Source organism: Thiomicrorhabdus sp. (assembly GCF_963662555.1).
GTDB lineage: Bacteria > Pseudomonadota > Gammaproteobacteria > Thiomicrospirales > Thiomicrospiraceae > Thiomicrorhabdus.
The window spans coordinates 1,977,804-1,998,127 of sequence record NZ_OY759719.1; the positions used below are offsets into that span (position 1 = coordinate 1,977,804).

The window sequence follows — 20,324 nt, forward strand, 5'->3', positions numbered from 1 at the left end:
TAATTACTCAGGAATATCTTCATCGGTTACCCATTCCACTTCAACACCATTGTCGTAGTCAAATTCATCATAACCTAACTGTTGCGATTCATAGGCTTCTAAATCTTCCCTAAGCACATCAATCAATTCAAACATGTCGTCAGGCATCTGGGCTTTCCATTTCATGGTTTTACCCGTAACTGGATGTTTTAAACTTAATGCTCCCGCATGCAATGCTTGACGATGAAAACCTCGTAAAAATTGAACAAATTCCTCATGCATTTTTTTAGGAATTCTAAAACGTGAACCATAAACAGGATCGCCAACCAATGGAAAACCTAAGTGAGCCATATGTACACGAATTTGATGAGTACGCCCTGTCTCCAATTTAACTCGCACACGAGTATGTTCTCTGAAGTGTTCTAATACTCGGTAGTGTGAAACTGCTTCTTTGCCACCAAAGGCACGCACTGCCATCTTTTTTCTATCTGATGGGCTACGACCAATCGCTTTATCAACGGTTCCACCACGAGCTAATTTACCCACTAATACCGCATCATAAATACGCTCTACTTCATGACGTTGAAGCTGATCAACCAAACTGGTTTGAGCTTGAATGGTTTTAGCTACCACCATCAAACCAGAGGTATCTTTATCTAAACGGTGCACAATTCCAGCTCTTGGCACCTCACGCAAAGCCGGGTTATAAAACAATAATGCATTCATTAAAGTTTGATCTGGATTTCCAGCCCCAGGATGAACAACTAAACCTGGTGGTTTATTAATGACCATAATTGAATCATCTTCATACACCACTTCAAGCTCAATTTCTTGAGCTGGAATTTCAGTTGCATTTTCAATCTCAGCAATTAACTCAACCTGTTCTCCACCCAACACAGGAAGTTTTGGTTTTTTCCAAACCTCACCATCTAATTTAACATTGCCATCTTTAATCCATTGCTGAATACGGCTGCGAGAATAATCTGAAAATAGCGGACATAATGCTACATCTAGGCGTTCGCCAAGGGCATCATGCGGAATCATGGCTGTCAGTGTTTGTTGTGTCAAAAGTAAACCTTTACTTGTTAAGTCTTTGATATTAAAACCGCTTTATTTACGGTTTTTTATTAGAATTCTTTGAAAACATTTATATCTGTTTTTATATCTATTTTTAATATAAAGGCAATCATTGAATTTACAATATTTGTGATACAATCATTGGCAATTTATTAATGGGTACTACTTGAATAACCTCAGGTTAATTTTAGCAATGTCAAGTTTTTAAGATCGGGTCGTGAATGCGAGGGAATATCTAAACCTTGCCATCTTTCACCACAAAGAACTGAAGAACTTAGCTAAGTCTTACAAAATCAACCTATTCAAGATGCCCTGTTGCCTATTGTACCTAAGAGTACCGAATAAACATGAAAAAAACACTTCTATCCTTATTGTTACTTTCAAGCCTAACTTTACACGGCTGCTCAACCCTTAACGGTTTAATAGAAAAACCCGATGATGAAAAAACCGTAGAAGAGTTTTATACCGATGCAACCGACGCATTTAAGGACGAACAATGGGGTACTGCCATTGAAAACTATGAAAAGTTAAAAGCGTACTTTCCATATGGTCGTTATGCAGAACAAACTCACTTAGAGCTAGCTTATTCTTACTATAAATATGATGAGCCAGAGTCAGCCATTGTTGAATTGGATGAGTTTATTAGGCTCTTTCCTAAACACAAACAACTTGCTTATGCCTATTATTTAAAGGCATTAGCAGCAGATTCGATTATTCGTAGTTGGTTAGATAACTACATCACTGACCCAGCCACTCGTGATGTTAAATCTGCTAAACGTGCTTTTGATTATTACGATGAATTAATTAAGCGTTTTCCAGATAGTAAATACGCTATCGCAGCGAGTAAACGTTTAGTTATTTTACGAAATCAAATGGCTAGACATGAAATTAAAGTGGCTGATTTCTACTTTAAAAAACAGGCTTATCTAGCCTCAGCAAACCGTGCTGAATACATTTTGGAAAACTATCCACAAGCTTCAGTAACGTTACAGGCTTTAAAAATGCTAGAAAAATCTTACCGCAAACTTGGCATGACTGAAACAGCAGCAGATGTTCAACGTGTATATGAATTGAACAAAAATGCAGACAAAGAAGCTATCAATTTAAACTTTGGTCCAGCTAAAGATAATGTTTCAAAAGCCACTAAAAATAAAGAAGATGATTCTTGGTGGGCTAAGTTTAAAAAGATGTTTTAGCTTTAGTTAGATAGCCTAATTAACTTAATTCTTACATTAATACTTAAATAAAAAAACCGTTTTACCTGGTGTGGTAAAACGGTTTTTTATTATCTAAATTTTTATGCATAGTTAATCTGGCAATAAAGCTAATGCCACACAATTCACTACTCTGAATAATGGCTGGTTATTGGATAACGTCTATCACGCCCAAAAGCTCTTTGAGTAATCTTAATACCTGGTGCAGATTGACGACGCTTGTATTCACTTCGTTCAATTAATCTAATCACTTTACGAACTTCATCTTCTTGGTAACCTAGAGCAATAATTTCTTCTGGAGTTTTATCTTGCTTTACGTAAAACTTAATAATAGCATCTAATACATCGTAATCAGGTAAAGAGTCTTGATCTAATTGGTCCGGTCTTAGCTCAGCTGATGGTGGTCGAGTAATGACTCGCTCAGGAATACAATCTGACAATGAATTTCGGTACTTCGCTAAACGATACACTAAAGTTTTAGGCACGTCTTTTAACGGCGAAAAACCTCCAACCATATCACCATAGAGTGTTGAATACCCAACCGCCACTTCACTTTTATTACTGGTTGCCAATACCATCTTGCCTGATTTGTTAGACAAAGCCATTAATAAAGTTCCACGGATACGGGCTTGCAAATTTTCTTCTGTTAAATCAGTTTCACAACCTTCAAAACTACTTGCTAAAGCCGCTTCAAATTCGTTATACATATTTTCAATGGGAATAGATTGATACTGCACACCTAAAGTCGCGGCTTGCAAAGCGGCATCTTGCTTGCTGATTTCGGCAGTATAACGAAACGGCATCATAACCGCTTCTACTTTATCTGCCCCTAAAGCATCTACGGCAATGGCTAGAGTTAATGCTGAATCAATACCTCCAGAAAGACCTAAAAGCACACCAGAAAAACCATTCTTTTTCACGTAGTCTTTTACACCCATTTTAAGGGCTTCATAAACACGAGCTTCGCCTTCAACAAGAAGTGACTTTTCACCTTCTAAAATCACCACTGAGTCGGCTTGTTTAACTAACTTAACGGGCATTAAATCGGTTTTAAACTCTGGGCTTTGCACACAAACATCGCCTTCAGCACACATAGCAAAAGAGCCGCCATCAAACACTAAATCATCTTGCCCACCAACTTGATTAACATAGATAATCGGTTTTTTTATTTCATCTACACGTCTTTTTAACGTAGCGATTCTATCTTGATGTTTCTCTTCAGAAAAAGGCGATGCATTTAGATTAAGAATAACATCCGCACCAGCATCTCTTGCTTGAGTAGAAGGTGTAATCTTCCAAATATCTTCACAGATTAAAATACCAAAGCGAATCCCTTTATAGTCAATGACACAAGGGCTATGGCCAGCCGTAAAATATCGTTGTTCATCAAACACACTGTAATTAGGTAAATTTTGTTTTATGTAACTGGCTTGAATCATACCGTCTTCTATCCAAGCCGCCATATTAAAACGTTCACCCAATTCATCCATCATTGGGTAACCCACGACACAAACAATATCCGTTACTTCTTGGCACAAACGACTTAAAGCCACGTTTACCTGAGGGTATAACCCATTACGTAGTAATAAGTCTTCAGGCGGATACCCTGTTATAGTCATTTCTGGAAAAACGATAATATCTGCTTCTAATTCATTTTTAGCTCGATTAGCAGCCGCAATGATTAAATCCACATTTCCTGAAATATCACCCACAATTGGGTCGATCTGGCCCATAACAACGGTTACATTTTGAGTCATTGAGAATCTCTCTTTTCTGTGTCGATAAGAAGTTAAGGAGTCCTTAAGAAACTTCCAATTAAATCTGTTTGAGCTTCTGCAGGACTTAAAGCCCACCTACTCTATGCGTAACTCGCCAGCCTCAGTCAATTCTATGGTCAAACTACGACGAGGTGGGCTTTAAGCCCCGTCCTCAGGAGCTTAGCCAAAATTACCAGCTCTGCGTCGTGAAGTTTTGTAAGGTCTAGACATTACGGCAACTTCACGCCTTGATCTGACAATTTTGGCGTTGCCAGAAGCCAACCGATTCAATCTCGATTCCTTAACCAATACAACGGAAGGCATTTAACAATCTTTGTTAAAGAATAAAGTGTAAAGCAACGCTAACTATTACTTTGAATTATAAACTTACCAGGCCTGGTAAGTTTATTTGCAATCAATTTTTTATCGTTTTAGATTGATATACGGGGTATCAAATAATACCCCTCCTACCATCACTACAAATTCTTCTAACCCACAAGAGCTTTCATAGCTTGGCCTAAGTCTGCAGGTGAACGAACAACGGTCACGCCTGCATCTTCTAAAGCGGCAAATTTAGCTTCAGCCGTTCCTTTACCGCCGCTAACAATTGCCCCTGCATGCCCCATACGTTTACCAGCTGGTGCAGTTACCCCTGCAATGTAAGCAACAACAGGTTTAGTGACATTGGCTTTAATAAATTCAGCCGCATCTTCTTCTGCTTGGCCACCAATTTCACCCACCATAATAATACCTTCGGTTTGTGGGTCATCTTGGAACAAGGTCAAACAATCAATAAAATTCATACCCTGAATTGGGTCACCACCAATACCTACACAGGTTGATTGTCCTAAACCATTCTGCGTGGTTTGATGAACCGCTTCATAGGTTAACGTTCCAGAACGTGACACTATCCCAATTTTACCTGGTAGATGAATATGTCCAGGCATAATACCTATCTTACACCCTTCTTCACCATCACCCGGAGTGATTAACCCTGGGCAGTTCGGGCCAATTAAATAAGCATCTGATTTTTCTAAAACTGCTCGCACTTTTAGCATATCGGCAACCGGAATCCCTTCAGTAATACAGGTAATCACTTTAATGCCTGCCGCAATCGCTTCAATAATAGAATCTGCCGCAAACGCAGGGGGAACATAAATCATAGAAGCTTCGGCACCAGCTTGTTCAACCGCTTCTGCAACCGTATTGAATACAGGTAACCCTAAATGGGTTTGCCCACCTTTACCCGGGGTAACACCACCGACCATTTTGGTGCCATAAGCAATCGCTTGCTCTGAGTGAAACGTGCCTTGCTTTCCTGTAAATCCTTGGCAGATAACCTTAGTGTTGCTATCAATTAAAATACTCATCTAAATTATGCTCCTGCCACTTCTACTACTTTACGTGCTGCATCGGCAAGGCCGTCTGCCGTAATAATGCTTAAATCACTGTTGGCTAAAATTTCTCTACCAAGCTCTACATTGGTGCCTTCTAAACGGACCACAACTGGAATATTTAGCCCCACCTCATGTACCGCTTGAATAATCCCTTCTGCAATCAAATCACAACGCACAATACCGCCAAATATATTGACCAAAATTGACTTCACTTCAGATGAAGACAAAATCAATTTAAAGGCTTCAGCCACACGCTCAGGAGTCGCACCACCACCTACATCTAAAAAATTAGCTGGCTCACCACCATTTAGTTTAATTAAGTCCATCGTAGCCATTGCAAGCCCTGCACCATTTACCATGCAACCAATATCACCGTCTAAAGCAATATAGTTAAGCTGGTGTTCCGATGCTTTGGCTTCACGCTCGTCTTCTTGGGAGAAGTCACGCAAACTTACCAGGCCTGGTTGTCTGTAAAGAGCGTTAGGATCAATATTTACTTTTGCATCTAACGCAATTAATGCGTTATCAGAGGTTCTAACTAAAGGATTTATTTCTAACTGAGAAACATCTTTATCTACCGCAAGTTTATAAAAACGCGTCATTAACTGACCGATTTGTTTAAATGCATCACCCGTCAAACCTAATGCAAAACCAACTTCTCTGCATTGGTAAGGCATCACACCAACTGTTGGATCTATGTGCACACTTAATATTTTCTCTGGACTCTGTTCTGCCACCGCTTCAATATCCATACCACCTGCTGCAGAAATAACAAAAGTGTGAGTTCGAGTAACACGATCTACCACTAAACTTAGATATAACTCTTCTTCGATATCTAACGTTTGCTCAATCAAAAGACTATTAATAGGTAGTTCTTTACCCGCTGTTTGAATCGTGGCTAGTTTGCTTCCCAGTAATTCAGTTGCAACTTTTTTGGCTTCATCACGGCTAGTGACTAATTTAACACCGCCCGCTTTACCGCGAGCACCGGCGTGAATTTGTGCCTTAACTACCCATGCGTTTTCACCTACCGCATCTAAGGCTGAGTCTAATTGTTCTAATTTGGTAATCAACTGCCCTTGTGGCACACCAATGCCGTATTCTGAAAACAAGGCTTTTGACTGATATTCATGTAAATTCATGTAAACGCTTCTCTATCAATTCATTACTACCATTTTCGCAAATAGAGATCTTTAGACGAGTAAAGGCCTCAAGTAAAACGGCTAGAAATAAATTTTTTATGACTAAATTTTGGATTAAATATTTAAAGAATAATAATCAGTTTATTGTATGATTTTTAGGCTTTGAATGCATTAACAATTCGTTTTAATTACTTTTAAATTAGGCCTAAACGCTCTATTTTGGGTGTTATTTATAAACGGATTTATAAACGGATTTATAAACCGATTTGTAAACTGGTTTATAAACAGGCAAAGGATAGTTAACGATAAACAGAGAATTCGATTTATAATCTTATCTATTAGGTAAAATTCAGACAAAATTTTTAATCATTTTTGAGGAGACTCCGTGAGAGCCATTGTATTTTTATTATTTGTTATCCTGATTTATTTCATTATTCGTTTTACTCTTAATCGAGTGATTGAAATTCGTGAAAAACAACGTCAGGAAGCACTAAAAAAACAGGAAAAAGAGAACCAGCCAGATCCTGAAACAATGGTGAGATGTGCGTTATGTGGCGTGCATTTACCTCAAGCAGAAGCCTATTTTGATGGCAAAGACACTTTTTGCAGCGAAGGTCACATGAAGCAATACCATGATGAACATCACTAAATTCTAGCTGGTAATTAAAATTAATAACCCTTTACCAAATTACCAAAAGTAACTAACCTTTTGATAATCTAAAATATCTCTTCAATCTTAGCGGTAAAAATTACGGTTGCTCCTGCTAATGGATGATTAAAATCGACAACCACCTCATTCTCATCAATTTCATAAAGAGTGCCAGGGATTTCTTCACCCGTAGGGGTATTAAAACCAATAACATAACCTTTTTCTAAAGGCATATCGGCTGGAAAATCCGAGCGTTGCATGGTTTGATAATTATCAGGGTCTGGAAACCCAAAAGCATGTCCTGGAGATAAAGTTAACTTTGCTTGAGTACCTAACTCCAAACCGACCAATAAATCTTCTAAAGTGTTAATAAATGTTCCATCTCTCAAGGTAAAACGCATCGGTTCGTTTTCTGGAGTCTCTTCAACAACAGTACCATCAGGTAATTCAAGTTTAAAGGTAATGGCTATTTCACTGTTCTCTTCTACAACAGGTAACGGTGAGTTTGCTTTGTTAGACATTCTAATTCCCTTAATACGTTTTTAATTTAATAGTTAATAAATTGTTCTTTGATCAATCGTTTTTTTTCAATCAGTCTTTCACAATTGGCGGTTTTTTGCCTCTGGGTTTTCTAGCAGGCTTTTCAGCATCTTTTGCTACGACTAATTTATTACGGCCTGCTCTTTTGGCTTTATATAAGCCTTCATCAGCAAATTTAAGTACCTGTTCTGGGGTGGTATGTTTTTTATCAGGTACGGCTAAACCTAAACTAATGGTGACACTCACCTCTTTTACAGCTGGCTTGGCTTTACCGCGTTTAGCTGTATTTGTAGCATCTTCTACTTGCACATAAACAACTTCTTTAGCAATATCTACTCGCAAACGTTCTAACTCATGAATAATAGAATCAATCGATTTGTTTTTAAAGATTAGGGTAAATTCCTCACCACCAAAGCGATACGCTTTACCACCAGAAACGGTATCTAACGTTGCGGCAACCATTTTTAAAACTTGATCCCCTACATCATGACCATAGGTATCGTTAAACTGTTTAAAATGATCAATATCAACCATAGCTATCGCATATCGTTTTCCGAGACTCATAAATGATTCATTTAACGCCCTACGCCCTTTTAGCCCCGTTAGTTCATCGGTATAAGCTATATGATGTGCATCAAATACTAGCGATAAAATAATGATTAACCCTGCAATAGATGAAACCCAAGCCATAACACCTAATTGGTGATATTGATTTAATGCAAACGCCATCAATAAAAGAATAAAAACTACCGAATGATTAAAAATTCTTAATTGACGGAGCGAATTCAGTTTCATAGACAAAACAAAACCTGCAATCAAAAAAGCCAAGGTGCTTGCAAATGTCAGATGATACAGTTTTGAACCAGGAAAAACAGGCTGAGCAATTGACGCAACCCAAGCCAAAGGTAATTCAGTCATTAACCAATAAAAAAACAAAGCTTGTAACAAAAATGCCGCGGCAACAAAACCATTGTATTGTCTATGATGCACGCCTTTTTCGGGCAATAGAGACCATAAAAAAATATTTAATGGCAGCAATAAACTCACCACAGGAAACAGCACTGATTGTGCAATAGAAACTTGTTCAGAAGGGGCAAAATAGAAAAACAGAAGATTGACTAAAAAAATAGAGAATAAAACCAGAAATGGCTGAATTCTATTGAGCCAAAGACTAATAAAACCACCTATTACCATAATGGCATAGGGAGCATACTCAACTAACGTTAACCATGATTTTGGCCAGGAATGTATCTCTATTGCCTGCCAAACCGCAATAATAGATAAAGCAATGAGCCACAAGTAATGCCGAGTTAAAATAGTAATAATAAACTCACTTTATTTTCTAAGCTAAACCAATCTTTTAAAAGAAGAGGTTTTAAAGATTCCTTTACGCGAATGCTTAAACCTCTACAAAAAAGCCACAAATGTCTGTGGCTATTTAATCAAATATTAATGATTGTATTGCCGTTAAATTTCACGGTAATTAAAATCTAAAGTCCGTTTAAGAACTAGTCTAAATCAAGTTTTACCAAACAAACTAAATGGTTCTTTAGGTACATCCTGGCATTGGATTTGCCACTGTAGTTTATATTCACAAGACTTACCTCCAACGCACTGATCATCAGAATACGCAAACTCTGACGACTTAAATGCATTGCGGTTCACATACACATAACCTTGTGGACATAACTCTCTAGATTCAATACGCATTGACCAACTGTCTAAACTTCTCACAGGTTCATAAAACGTTTCGGTAAGTGTAAACTGGTCATCAGCGGTTTTATCAACCTTAACATCACTAATGGCTTTATCAGCACTCTCTGCTACATAAACCACACCAGAACCCACAGCATTAACACCTTTACCAACGGTTGAGCAGCCTGTTAAGCTAAATGCTAATAAGCCAGCTAAAACCAAGCCTGCTGTTTTTGATTGTGTTTTATTCATAAAATCTTTTGTTGTAGATTGACTACACGTTTTTTGGTTTGCTGCCAATGGATTCAGCATTCACTTCACCGTTACTATTTAATATTATGGCCTCTTTTACCAGGCCTGGTCACTTATGCTTAATTTTTTAATTTGTAAAAAAACAAACCAAAACTTACACCTTGTTTAATGCCTGTCATAATAGCAGAATTCTTTTAAAAAGGCCTATGCAATTACCGCCTTTTTAATCTATTTACCTGTATAGAAAAAACAATTTAGAGACTATTTTGATTGCTCATTAATAAAGTTCTCTTTAATTAACGGTTCTTCTTTTGTGCCAATTTCAGAAATAATATAACAAAGGTTAGTATGTACTTTTTTACCGTTTACTAACAAAGAGGTACCATGTACATCTTCTGGGTTTAAACGCACATCACCACGATAAACTTTTATTAATTTACCAGTCATACAACTATAAATTTCAACATTACGCTTTAAACCTACCCAATCAGACTGTAAGTTTTTGGCGCTATTAGCAACCTTTTCACAACCGGATAAGCTAGAAACCGTAACGATGCTGGCCAGTAAAAATGCCATACCGCCAAACATATTTATTAAGGATTTTGTTTTTTTAGATAGTGACATCTTTACTCCACATATTTATTTACTGGCTTCATTTTGTCATCTTGCTTAATTAATTTAAAGGCTCTTTGCTGCCAAATAACCCAGCTCAGTTGTTTTTAGGAATTCCATTTTCATCCACATCTGGCTTGTTTGGGTTTTTAGCACTTTCTTTAATACCTTCCCAAGCCTTTACGTAAGTCTGTTTATCACCTAATTTTTTAATGTCTGACAAAGATCCTGAATCATCTGAAGAGTTATCTGGTTTATCAGCTGTTGCTTCGTTCCATTTTTTGACTGCACCGTCTTTAATGTCGGATGAAGTTTCTTTGGTTTTTTGCCACGCATTGGCGGCAGCTTCTTTTGTATCATCCCATAAGCCAGCCTGAGCTTGCGATGTTAAAATTAACAAACTCGCCATAAAAATAGTTTTTAACGCTTTATGTTTCATTACTCAATTCCTGATTCTTAATTCTTCATCTATGGTTTAGTTTTTATGTCTGGACAATTTAAACCACGTAAACGACATGCCCGCTTTAATAAACAACTTAACGACTCACCGACTTTCTAAACAGTTCTTTTACCAATCCGTTTACAATATATGTCTAAATTCCAAAAATTCAACTCATAACCATACTTTAAACGTAATTTAAGCTAGCTACTTAGCATCCCTAGTTTACTTTGGTTAGGATGAATTTTATTAAATTGAGCAATCCATAAGTTGAATAAAACATTGAACCAACCAACAAATAAAACCTTATTGATTATCGGCTATGTTTGGCCAGAACCTAATTCTTCAGCCGCAGGCACAAGAATGATGCAACTTATTCAACTACTGCAACAAGACCATTGGCAAATTACCTTTGCTAGCCCTGCTAAGCTTGGTGAACACAAAGAAGACTTAACACAATACGGTATTCAAGAACAAAACATTGAATTAAATGATTCAAGTTTTGACCAATTTATTAAACAGCTCCAACCAGGCCTGGTAATTTTTGATCGATTTATGATGGAAGAACAGTTTGGTTGGCGGATTGAACAATATGCGCCAAAAGCGATAAGAGTTTTAAATACCGAAGATTTGCACTCACTCAGAGCTTCTCGTCAGCAAATACTTAAAAATTACTTAAAAACACAACCTAAAGAGATTGATTTAATTAATCTTAAATTAAATGACCAGGCCTGGTTATTTCAAGAAATGGCAAAGTCGGATATTGCAAAACGCGAAATTGCAGCTATTTTTCGCTGTGATTTAACCTTAATGATCTCTGAGTTTGAGATGGAGTTATTACATCAACAATTTCATATACCCAAACAACAACTGTTTTATTTGCCCTTTTTGTATACCTCCATCAACCCATCCAGCCTGCCCACTTTTGAACAAAGACAACACTTTGTCACAATAGGTAACTTTAGACATGAACCCAATTGGGATGCCGTTTTATGGTTAAAAGAGTCTATTTGGCCAAAAATTCGTCAACAATTACCCAATGCTGAACTGCATATTTATGGTGCTTACCCGCCACCTAAAGCCACCGCACTGCATAATCCCAAACAGGGTTTTTTAGTTAAAGGTTGGGCACAAGATGCGTTTAAGGTTATTGCTCAAGCAAGAGTGTTACTTGCTCCACTGCGGTTTGGCGCAGGCATTAAAGGTAAACTGGCCGAGGCGATGTTAAATGGTACGCCTAGCGTGACAACCTTAATCGGTTCTGAATCGATGATGAACAAAGAATTAAATAACAACGGTTCAGACAAATGGCCAGGAGCTATTGCTAACAATACTCATGATTTTGCAGAAGCCGCAATTAGGTTGTATCAAGATGACCAGGCCTGGAAAAATTATCAAACAATTGGCTATATGAATGTTTTACAACGTTATATTAGTAATAGAACTTTAGATGAAAATAAATCAGATAAAGACACTCCAGATAGTTTTGGAGAAAACTTACTTAAAGAACTTAATTATTTACAGAAAAACTCTCAGCAACATAGAGCACAAAATTTTGTTGGTGCCATGCTCAATCATCATCAACATAAAAGTACCAAATATATGGCACAATGGATAGAAGCCAAAAATAAATTACCAGAAAATCAGTAAATTAAGCCAATAAGATTAAGATAACAATATGACCAAATCAGATAGTGACAACAGCCAAGAAAATAACCAACAACGCCAACACCCTAAAGATCCATTGCATGGCATAACGCTTAAAAATATCGTAATAGAGCTAGAAGAACAATATGGTTGGGAAGGCCTGGCTGAAAAAGTGCCAGTTAACTGTTTTAAAAGTAATCCAAGTTTAAAATCAAGCCTAACATTTTTAAGAAAAACGCCTTGGGCTAGAGAGAAAATTGAACAGCTTTACATTAAATCAAAACAGAACTGGGGCAAATATAAAAAACACTAAGAGAAATATCTCTACATTATCTAGCTTTATAGAATGTAAATAAGATAGGTTGTGAATAAATAAAGCCTAAAAAGTAAAATACTCTATAATCCCTAAATTATCTAACCCCCTATTCATAATAGAGAAAAACATGAAAAAAACTTTTAAACTGACTCACGAAAAAATCCAACCTGCACGTTTGGCGGATGCGATTAAAAGTGAAGTAAAAAAATATATTAAACGTGAGCGAAGTAAAGCTTTACCAAAGGGTTCAGATTTTTGGGCTTTTGATTGTAAATATGGAATCAATGAGGCTGAAAGCACAGAAATTCATGAAGCTGAGATTGGCCAATACATTGATAAAGCTCTAGCAGAAAACTTAGAGACATTTTATTTAGAAGTGATTGCTAGACCAGCTAATCGCACTAAAAAACCAGCCGAATTAAAAGCTCAAGAATTAGAAGACGAGTTTGACGAAGAATTTGATGATGAGTTTGATTACGATCAAGACTAATTAATAACAATTAATGCTTTTAATTATTTGTTTTAGCTATTCGTTTTAGCTCTTTATTTAGAACAATCTTTAATTTTTAATCTTTAACTGAAAATTAGCGTGACAAGCAACACAAAGTTTTTGCATATTTGCTAATTTTTGCATAATCACTTTGGGTTCAGTATCTGGACGTTTTGCTACATCAGCAATTTCTGCAAAACCATAATGCAGTGATTTGAGCATGGCGTAAAACGTTTTTGGCATTTTATCGGTCATATCTTTTGGTAAATTTTTAAGCATTTTCACACCAAGAGGCTGAGCCGTACGGTGAACCAAAGTTAAATCGCCTTTTAAAGAATTGTCTAGCACTTCTTGACTACCACGTAAAAAGTTACGCATCTCTATCATAAGCACAGCTTTTTCAGTCTCATTTAAGTAGATTACTTTTCTACCATCAACTGCATATGCTTTAGTGGATAAAGTTAAAAATATAAAAGTGAATACTGCTAAAAAAAGAGAGGTTTGATTCTTTGTCATATTTAAAAACTAATCGTTCTATACCAAAATTTTCATATTACTAGTATAACCAAGTCTTGTAAAAATGCCCCTTATTCATGCAAAATACTGAAATAGTATTATTTATACAGACATCAACAATCTTATATTTTGGGGTTTATTGATTAAATAGATTCGTGACAACAGCAATAACGTCCACTTATATTAGTCTGTATTTTTAGTCTGTATTTTTATATTTAATTGCCCCCTTCCATACTTAAAAGATTACATTATGATTCATCCAGATTCTCGAGCCAAGGCACATCATATTTTATTAGACACTGAGCAAGCCTGTTTAGAGCTGATTCCACAAATTGAGAGTTTAGAAAGCTTTAGTGAACTAGCTAAAGAATATTCAAAGTGTCCTTCGGCTAAAATTGGTGGCGATATTGGTTTAGTAAAACCCGAGGTGATTGTAACTGAAATGGCTGAGGCAATTTTTAGCGACGCCCCATTAGAAACCGTGATTGGACCGATTAAAACGGTACATGGTTATCATTTGATTTGGATTAAAAAACGCCAGCTTGCTCAATGAAACTAACGCATTAAAAATATCTATTTTTTGGGTTTTAGCCTTAGCGTTTTTGAACGTGGAACTTTTTGAACTTTTGCTGACTTGCGTTCAGATGTTCGACTGTTTTTGCTTGCTTTGTTATCTTTGTTTTCATTCTGCTTATTAGAACGAACGGGAGAACGCACTGGCTTTTTTGAATTATTAGCAATATCGGCTAACTTTTTGCCCTCTTCTCGCTCTCTAAGAATTTCTCGATACTCTTGACGGGTAAAATTTTGTGCTTTAGGCCCAGAACGTACTCCGCTAGCCGTTTTTTTAGAATCTTTAACAGCGGCATTAATTTGACTCATCTCCTGTTCTGTTAAATACCGCCAATGACCAGGTTTTAAATCACCTAATTCAACATTCATAATTCTTGAACGTTTGAGCTGAGTTACGTTGTATCCTAAATGTTCACACATTCTACGAATTTGACGATTTAAGCCTTGCGTTAAAATCATTTTAAATACGTAACGGCTTTGCATAGTCACTTTACAAGGCTTAGTGACCGTACCCAAAATAGGCACTCCGCGAGACATGTGATCAACAAACTGTTCAGTAATTGGTTTATCTACGGTAACGATATACTCTTTATCGTGGGCATTTTCAGCTCGTAAAATTTTATTGACGATATCACCATCGTTGGTCAAAAAAATTAACCCTTCTGAAGGCTTATCTAAACGTCCAATCGGAAAAATTCTTTGCGGATAGCCAATTGCATCAATAATATTGTCTTCAATATTACTATCGGTAATACAGATAATGCCTACTGGTTTGTTGTAGGCAATATAAATACGGTCTGATTTGTTTTCTGCACTGGCTTTTATTAATTTACCATCGACCTTAACCACATCACCTGGCTGGACTTTTGTACCCAATTCAGGCTTTTTGCCATTAATAGTGACACGGTTTTGCTCTATAAAGCGATCCGCTTCACGGCGGGAACAAAACCCCGATTCACTAATGAATTTATTTAAACGTTTTTCAGATGATGCAGTCAAAGCAAAGCCTCTCTACTAATTTTAGAGGGTATTAAACCATAACCACTGAGATTTGACATAAAACTGCTTTAATTTAATGTGGTTAGTATTCAATAGTTAGTCATTTGAATTTATAAAATTACCAGGCCTGGTAATTTGAAAGATGCGTAAAAAATTGAATATACAAATCTCTTAAACAAAAAAGCACCTAAAAAGGTGCTCTTTAAATTTTAGCGTAAATGTACGTTTTTAAATTAAAGCGTAGTCACATAGTCAGCAATAGCTTTCATATCATCGTCACTAAGACCAGATGCCATTGGAGCCATCATTGCAGTCATTGGTCCCATTTGTTCACCAGACTTATATTTTTTAAGTTTAGCAACGATATCTTCTGGCTTTTGGTTATTTAAGCGAGGACCAACCCCACCTTCTGCTTTAGCGCCGTGACAACCCACACAAGTGGCATAGAGTTTTTCACCAGAAGGAGCTGCAGCTACAACCGCCGCTACTTCTTCTTTGGCATCTTCAACTTTATCCGTTACCACTTGTTCTTTAATCGCATCAAGGTTTTCTTCTACCTTAGCAACCGTCTCTTCATTACTCGCTGCTGGCTCTGCTTGCAAAGCTTCTTTAGGTGCCGCGGTTGGTTCTGGCTGTTTTACCGCCATGGTATTTTGTTGTTCAGCTGGTGCTTGAGCCTGGGTAGCATCATCGTTATCACCTGAACAGCCACCTAACAAAAGAGCTGAACTTAATAGAGCTGTTGATAAAAATGCCGTGGTCTTAAAGTTAAAACGTTTTTTCATATTCGAATCCTTATCTAGCGTTGCAGAGTATTAATACATAATAATTCATGCATCAAAGCAATGCATAAAATCAATCTTTCTATATAAGTGTAAAACGCTTTTATCACCGAAACAAGAAAATAAGCATAAACAACCACTTCCATTAGCAAAAGCTGATACAGAATAACTATTTAATTTAACTGTTTTGCGGTAACAAAAATGCTTATAAAGCTTGAATCTGTTTTTCAATTCGTTGAATTGATACTGGTTTAATTGTCTTCATCGGTTGTGAAAATAATGAAATACGTAATTCTTCAATCATCCAACGGATATCTACCAGGCCTGGCAAATTTTGATAAGCCGGTTCTTTAGCCATCTCTTGATATTTTGCGATAACGGGTTGAATCTCACGAATCGATTTTTGATCTTTATTTGGATCTAAATCAAGCTTTTCTAAACGTACTTGTAGAGCTTTTAAATATCGTTCAATCTGTTTAAACCAAAAATCTGGGGTATTACGAACAAAGTCTTTGGAGATTAAATCATCCAACTGTTGCTGAATATCCGAAACTGAGGCTAACCAACGAGGGTTTACCCGCCCCCTAACCTGTTTAGCCACTTGCTGATGCAGGGTAAAAATCGTGTTAACTTGCTTAGCAATTCGTTGAGCAATATCAATCCAATTGGATTGCACTTGATTTAATGTCTCTTCAAACGCTTTCTGAGTTCTCACTTTCTCAGGAGCAGGGACTAAATCATGCAAGGCTCGGTCTATCACTTGCTGGGTTAAATCCTGACATGTCCCATAAGGTGCGTAACATAAACAGGCTTTTTGCATAGGCAGCTTTTTTTGTAGGTATTTTGATTTATCAGTCAATAATCGCTCAATCAATTTTAAAACCGCTTGGCCATGGGCCTCTAACGCCGCTTGTTGCTCTCCCATTAAGCCCAATACAATCTTATCTTTTTGAACTTGCAAAGCCGGGAAAGCCAACATCTCTTTACCTTGGCTTTTTATGGTTTGACTCTCAGCCAAATCACCAAAATCCCATTCAGTAATTACCGTATCTTCTGATTTCTGCTTAGCTTGATGTTTTTGAATTTTGGCATCAACCAAATGCTGATACTCATCTTTTAATGCCATTAGACTGCTGTTTTCTGCAAGCTTTCGGGCTTTATCGTCTTCCAGAACAAAAAACGGCATTAAATAATCTGGCAGTTCAACATCCATTAGATCATTCAGCGACACCTTAACATTGGCTCGGCGATTTAATGCCCAAACCAATTGATTTAGGTATGGCTCTTTTTTGGAACCACTTAATATTTTTTCAGGATTCATTTCTGTCAAAACTAAATCGGCATATTGTGGAGCAGGAATAAACTGCTTACGTAACGATTTAGGTAACGATTTTATATAAAAAGCCGTTTTCTCTTTTAACAGGCCTGGTGTTAACCATTCAAAATCCTCAACATTTACGGTATTTAAGGTAGATAACGGCAGGTGATAAATCAAACCATCACGTTTTTGACCTGGTTCAAAATGGTAGTCCACCTCTAATGACATTTGATTACTCAAATGCACCTGGTCAGGGAAATCAACTAACAAAGATTCACTGGCTTTTTGCTTCATTAAATCCTGTTCAGTTAAGAACAAAGTTTGTAAGGTTTGAGGCGACTCTTTTTCGGTTTTTTTCACCCACTTATCAAAGGCGGGTTTGCTGTAAATATGTTTGGGAATACGCTCATCATAAAACTGATACAACACCTCTTCATCTACCAAAAAGTCTGGACGACGAAGTTTATGTTCTAGCTTTTCTATTTTTTGAATCAAAGCTTGGTTATGCACAAAAAACTTAGCGTTGGTAAACAGTTCACCTTCAACTAACGCGTGGCGTAAAAATATTTTATGGGCATCTGCGGGGTTTATTGGCCCATAATTACAATGCCGACGAGTAACAATCGGCAAACCATAGAGAGTGATTGACTCATAAGCCCCAACCTGTCCCGCTTTCTTTTGCCAATGCGGATCACTGTAACTGTGTTTGATTAAATGTTTAGCAAGACCTTCCACCCAACGCACATCAATATTGGCATTGGTTCTAGCATAGAGTTTGGTGGTTTCTACCAGCTCTGCTGATAATATCCATTTTGGCTTACGTTTAAATAACGATGAACTCGGGTGAATAAATAACTTGGTATTGCGAGCACCTAGATAAGATTTTTCATCGTCTTTAGTAGCGACGTTACCTAACAGGCCTGCTAAAAGTGAGCGATGCACCGCAATACTGTGAAGATCGCTTAAACGTTCTTTTACCTCACCCTCTTGACCTTGCGGACCTCTATTGCGAACCTCTTCATATAGATGTAACTCACCTATTTTCATACCAATACGTTTAAGGCTTTGTTCTAGTTGCAAAGTGAGTTCATGCCACTCTTTCATTCGCATATAAGAAAGAAAGTTGGTTTTACAAAGTTTACGCAGTTTGTTTTGGGTTAAATGGCGGCGTTGATGTTCATAAAAACGCCAAAGGTTTAAGAAAAACAGAAAATCAGAACGTTCATCTTCAAATTGTTTATGTGCATTACGAGCCGCTTGCATAGTGGTTTCATTAATATCACGCGGGTCTTGAATACTTAATACCGCCGCAATCACTAAAACCTCATGCAAAACGCCATTTTTCTCAGCTTCAATCACCATTTTTGCCACACTCGGGTCAATCGGTAAGCGAGCAATTTGACGACCTTCTTCCGTTAAACGGCGATTGTCATCTAACGCACCTAATTCATGAAGCTGCCTAAACCCATCATTAATCGATTTATCGCTAGGGGCTTCAATAAACGGAAAACGATTCACCGCCCCCAGTTTTAACTGAGTCATTGTCAAAATAACTGAAGATAAAGATGTTCTATGAATTTCAGGATCCGTAAATTCTGGACGAGCTTTAAAATCCTCTTCGTCATACAGGCGAATACAAATACCGTTACTTACACGACCACAACGCCCTTTACGTTGATTAGCAGAGGCTTGTGAAATCTTTTCAATGGGTAAACGTTGAACTTTATTTCTAACACTATAACGGCTGATTCTTACCAGGCCTGGGTCAATCACATATTTAATGCCTGGAACAGTCAATGAGGTTTCGGCCACATTGGTACTTAAAATAATGCGGCGTTTTTGCGAGGTTTGAAAGACCTTTTGCTGTTCACTCATTGATAAACGAGCATATAAAGGCACAATTTCGGTATTTTTTAATTGATGTTTGCGTAATGCCTCTGCGGTCTCTTTAATGTCTCGTTCACCAACCTGAAACACCAAGACATCACCAAATGGGTCTTCATGAGCTAGCTCATCAATTGCATCAACAATGCCTGTAACCATATCTTGTTCAATTTCATTACCGGCATCATCTTTATACACCGACAAAGGTCGGTAACGCAGTTCAACAGGGTAAGTTCTACCTGAAACTTCCATAACCGGAGGGCGTTTACCAGCAATCGTAAAATGGTCTGCAAATCGCTGAGTATCTATGGTGGCAGAAGTAATAATGACTTTTAAATCTGGTCGTTTAGGCAGGAGTTGTTTAAGAATACCGAGCAAAAAATCGATATTAATACTACGCTCATGGGCTTCATCGATAATAATTGCTTCGTACTGGCTTAGGTAACGGTCATTTTGTACTTCGGCTAGCAAAATACCATCCGTCATCACTTTTATTAGACTGTTCTCATGCACCTGGTCTAAAAAACGCACTTGATAACCGACGATTTGTCCAAGAGATGAACCAAGTTCTTCTGATATTCTTTCTGCTACACTGCGAGCGGCTAGTCGTCTTGGCTGAGTACAACCAATCTTACCGTGCACACCTAACCCAGCCTCTAAACAGATTTTAGGAATCTGTGTGGTTTTACCTGAACCAGTTTCACCAGCAATCACCACAACTTGATTATTTTTAATCAGATCAACCAGTTCAGCTTTTTTACTGGCAACAGGCAAAGCATCATCGTACTCAATATTGGGCACGGTTTTTTGACGTGTTTCTACTTTTAATAGGGAGTTTTGTAACTTCTCACTCCAAGACAACCAGGCCTGGTGATTTGTTAACTCTGCTTCAGACAAGCCATCTAAAGCCGCTTTCTTATATTCTTTTTGCAAAAAATAACGGTCTTTAATCATACAACGAGAAATATTTTTTTGTATTTCACTTGGTATTGCACTTGTTGTATTTGATGCTGATAAATTGGTGGTTGACGATGATGCCATAACTA

19 protein-coding genes are annotated in these 20,324 nt (G+C 37.3%); 6 read left to right on the forward strand and 13 right to left on the reverse strand.

Annotation, left to right across the window (positions count from 1 at the left end; genetic code table 11):
• Positions 1 to 3: 3 nt before the first annotated feature.
• Complete coding sequence (rluD, locus tag ACORJQ_RS08780; protein WP_321326869.1) at positions 4 to 1,023, reverse strand: 23S rRNA pseudouridine(1911/1915/1917) synthase RluD; 1,020 nt, start codon at positions 1,021 to 1,023, stop codon at positions 4 to 6.
• Positions 1,024 to 1,403: 380 nt separating this feature from the next.
• Here rluD and ACORJQ_RS08785 point away from each other — a divergent pair, with 380 nt between their 5' ends.
• Complete coding sequence (locus ACORJQ_RS08785) at positions 1,404 to 2,252, forward strand: outer membrane protein assembly factor BamD (protein ID WP_321323747.1); 849 nt, start codon at positions 1,404 to 1,406, stop codon at positions 2,250 to 2,252.
• Positions 2,253 to 2,398: 146 nt separating this feature from the next.
• Here ACORJQ_RS08785 and ACORJQ_RS08790 read toward each other — a convergent pair whose 3' ends face one another.
• The 3 genes from ACORJQ_RS08790 to sucC form a co-directional block, all read right to left on the reverse strand.
• Positions 2,399 to 4,027, reverse strand: a complete 1,629-nt coding sequence (locus ACORJQ_RS08790) for an NAD+ synthase (protein ID WP_321323749.1) — start codon at positions 4,025 to 4,027, stop codon at positions 2,399 to 2,401.
• Between the two features lie 488 nt (positions 4,028 to 4,515).
• Positions 4,516 to 5,397, reverse strand: coding sequence for a succinate--CoA ligase subunit alpha (gene sucD / locus ACORJQ_RS08795; protein ID WP_321323751.1), 882 nt, complete (start codon positions 5,395 to 5,397; stop codon positions 4,516 to 4,518).
• 5 nt (positions 5,398 to 5,402) lie between these two features.
• Positions 5,403 to 6,566 (reverse strand): ADP-forming succinate--CoA ligase subunit beta, encoded by a 1,164-nt coding sequence (gene sucC, locus ACORJQ_RS08800; protein WP_321323754.1) that lies wholly within the window; start codon positions 6,564 to 6,566, stop codon positions 5,403 to 5,405.
• 385 nt (positions 6,567 to 6,951) lie between these two features.
• On the opposite strand from sucC, the gene ACORJQ_RS08805 reads away from it, so the two are divergent.
• A complete protein-coding gene (locus ACORJQ_RS08805) occupies positions 6,952 to 7,215 on the forward strand; it encodes a PP0621 family protein (RefSeq protein WP_321323756.1) in 264 nt (87 codons plus the stop codon).
• Positions 7,216 to 7,283: 68 nt separating this feature from the next.
• On the opposite strand, the gene ACORJQ_RS08810 is transcribed toward ACORJQ_RS08805, so the two are convergent.
• The 5 genes from ACORJQ_RS08810 to ACORJQ_RS08830 all read right to left on the reverse strand — a co-directional run bounded on the left by ACORJQ_RS08810 (position 7,284) and on the right by ACORJQ_RS08830 (position 10,753).
• The gene (locus ACORJQ_RS08810) at positions 7,284 to 7,736 is read right to left on the reverse strand and encodes an FKBP-type peptidyl-prolyl cis-trans isomerase (RefSeq protein ID WP_321323758.1); all 453 of its coding nucleotides are present in this window, start codon (positions 7,734 to 7,736) and stop codon (positions 7,284 to 7,286) included.
• 70 nt (positions 7,737 to 7,806) lie between these two features.
• The gene (locus ACORJQ_RS08815; protein WP_321323760.1) at positions 7,807 to 9,054 is read right to left on the reverse strand and encodes a GGDEF domain-containing protein; all 1,248 of its coding nucleotides are present in this window, start codon (positions 9,052 to 9,054) and stop codon (positions 7,807 to 7,809) included.
• A gap of 219 nt (positions 9,055 to 9,273) precedes the next feature.
• On the reverse strand, positions 9,274 to 9,702 hold the full coding sequence (locus ACORJQ_RS08820; RefSeq protein ID WP_321323762.1) for a hypothetical protein: 429 nt from the start codon (positions 9,700 to 9,702) through the stop codon (positions 9,274 to 9,276).
• 261 nt (positions 9,703 to 9,963) lie between these two features.
• Entirely contained in the window at positions 9,964 to 10,326 is a 363-nt protein-coding gene (locus ACORJQ_RS08825) for a hypothetical protein (RefSeq protein ID WP_321323763.1), read from the reverse strand.
• 85 nt (positions 10,327 to 10,411) lie between these two features.
• Positions 10,412 to 10,753, reverse strand: coding sequence for a hypothetical protein (locus ACORJQ_RS08830; RefSeq protein WP_321323765.1), 342 nt, complete (start codon positions 10,751 to 10,753; stop codon positions 10,412 to 10,414).
• 270 nt (positions 10,754 to 11,023) lie between these two features.
• Between ACORJQ_RS08830 and ACORJQ_RS08835 the strand changes: the two genes are divergently transcribed.
• From ACORJQ_RS08835 to ACORJQ_RS08845, 3 genes are all read left to right on the forward strand, one after another.
• Positions 11,024 to 12,403 carry a glycosyltransferase gene (locus ACORJQ_RS08835; protein WP_321323767.1) on the forward strand — a complete coding sequence of 460 codons (1,380 nt, stop codon included), beginning with the start codon at positions 11,024 to 11,026 and terminating at the stop codon, positions 12,401 to 12,403.
• A 28-nt stretch (positions 12,404 to 12,431) separates the two neighbouring features.
• Entirely contained in the window at positions 12,432 to 12,713 is a 282-nt protein-coding gene (locus ACORJQ_RS08840; protein ID WP_321323769.1) for a VF530 family protein, read from the forward strand.
• 130 nt (positions 12,714 to 12,843) lie between these two features.
• Complete coding sequence (locus tag ACORJQ_RS08845) at positions 12,844 to 13,206, forward strand: DUF6172 family protein (RefSeq protein ID WP_321323771.1); 363 nt, start codon at positions 12,844 to 12,846, stop codon at positions 13,204 to 13,206.
• Between the two features lie 69 nt (positions 13,207 to 13,275).
• Here the strand turns inward: ACORJQ_RS08845 and ACORJQ_RS08850 are convergent, their stop codons facing one another.
• Positions 13,276 to 13,722 carry a hypothetical protein gene (locus ACORJQ_RS08850; protein ID WP_321323773.1) on the reverse strand — a complete coding sequence of 149 codons (447 nt, stop codon included), beginning with the start codon at positions 13,720 to 13,722 and terminating at the stop codon, positions 13,276 to 13,278.
• Positions 13,723 to 13,972: 250 nt separating this feature from the next.
• Here ACORJQ_RS08850 and ACORJQ_RS08855 point away from each other — a divergent pair, with 250 nt between their 5' ends.
• Positions 13,973 to 14,275, forward strand: coding sequence for a peptidylprolyl isomerase (locus tag ACORJQ_RS08855; RefSeq protein ID WP_321323775.1), 303 nt, complete (start codon positions 13,973 to 13,975; stop codon positions 14,273 to 14,275).
• 20 nt (positions 14,276 to 14,295) lie between these two features.
• Here ACORJQ_RS08855 and rluF read toward each other — a convergent pair whose 3' ends face one another.
• From rluF to hrpA, 3 genes are all read right to left on the reverse strand, one after another.
• On the reverse strand, positions 14,296 to 15,294 hold the full coding sequence (gene rluF / locus ACORJQ_RS08860; protein WP_321323777.1) for a 23S rRNA pseudouridine(2604) synthase RluF: 999 nt from the start codon (positions 15,292 to 15,294) through the stop codon (positions 14,296 to 14,298).
• Positions 15,295 to 15,527: 233 nt separating this feature from the next.
• Positions 15,528 to 16,079: a c-type cytochrome gene (locus ACORJQ_RS08865; protein WP_321323780.1), complete on the reverse strand. Its 552-nt coding sequence runs from the start codon at positions 16,077 to 16,079 to the stop codon at positions 15,528 to 15,530.
• A gap of 202 nt (positions 16,080 to 16,281) precedes the next feature.
• Positions 16,282 to 20,319 (reverse strand): ATP-dependent RNA helicase HrpA, encoded by a 4,038-nt coding sequence (gene hrpA / locus ACORJQ_RS08870; RefSeq protein WP_321323782.1) that lies wholly within the window; start codon positions 20,317 to 20,319, stop codon positions 16,282 to 16,284.
• Between the last annotated feature and the right edge of the window lie 5 nt (positions 20,320 to 20,324).

What these genes read in the sequence shown, in the direction of transcription:
- sucC (WP_321323754.1), bottom strand. Translation starts at nt 6,566, where the DNA reads ATGAATTTACATGAATATCAGTCAAAAGCCTTGTTTTCAGAATACGGC.
- ACORJQ_RS08830 (WP_321323765.1), bottom strand. Translation starts at nt 10,753, where the DNA reads ATGAAACATAAAGCGTTAAAAACTATTTTTATGGCGAGTTTGTTAATT.
- ACORJQ_RS08855 (WP_321323775.1), top strand. Translation starts at nt 13,973, where the DNA reads ATGATTCATCCAGATTCTCGAGCCAAGGCACATCATATTTTATTAGAC.
- ACORJQ_RS08790 (WP_321323749.1), bottom strand. Translation starts at nt 4,027, where the DNA reads ATGACTCAAAATGTAACCGTTGTTATGGGCCAGATCGACCCAATTGTG.
- ACORJQ_RS08845 (WP_321323771.1), top strand. Translation starts at nt 12,844, where the DNA reads ATGAAAAAAACTTTTAAACTGACTCACGAAAAAATCCAACCTGCACGT.
- ACORJQ_RS08865 (WP_321323780.1), bottom strand. Translation starts at nt 16,079, where the DNA reads ATGAAAAAACGTTTTAACTTTAAGACCACGGCATTTTTATCAACAGCT.
- ACORJQ_RS08820 (WP_321323762.1), bottom strand. Translation starts at nt 9,702, where the DNA reads ATGAATAAAACACAATCAAAAACAGCAGGCTTGGTTTTAGCTGGCTTA.
- ACORJQ_RS08785 (WP_321323747.1), top strand. Translation starts at nt 1,404, where the DNA reads ATGAAAAAAACACTTCTATCCTTATTGTTACTTTCAAGCCTAACTTTA.
- sucD (WP_321323751.1), bottom strand. Translation starts at nt 5,397, where the DNA reads ATGAGTATTTTAATTGATAGCAACACTAAGGTTATCTGCCAAGGATTT.
- ACORJQ_RS08825 (WP_321323763.1), bottom strand. Translation starts at nt 10,326, where the DNA reads ATGTCACTATCTAAAAAAACAAAATCCTTAATAAATATGTTTGGCGGT.
- hrpA (WP_321323782.1), bottom strand. Translation starts at nt 20,319, where the DNA reads ATGGCATCATCGTCAACCACCAATTTATCAGCATCAAATACAACAAGT.
- ACORJQ_RS08850 (WP_321323773.1), bottom strand. Translation starts at nt 13,722, where the DNA reads ATGACAAAGAATCAAACCTCTCTTTTTTTAGCAGTATTCACTTTTATA.
- ACORJQ_RS08840 (WP_321323769.1), top strand. Translation starts at nt 12,432, where the DNA reads ATGACCAAATCAGATAGTGACAACAGCCAAGAAAATAACCAACAACGC.
- rluD (WP_321326869.1), bottom strand. Translation starts at nt 1,023, where the DNA reads ATGATTCCGCATGATGCCCTTGGCGAACGCCTAGATGTAGCATTATGT.
- ACORJQ_RS08810 (WP_321323758.1), bottom strand. Translation starts at nt 7,736, where the DNA reads ATGTCTAACAAAGCAAACTCACCGTTACCTGTTGTAGAAGAGAACAGT.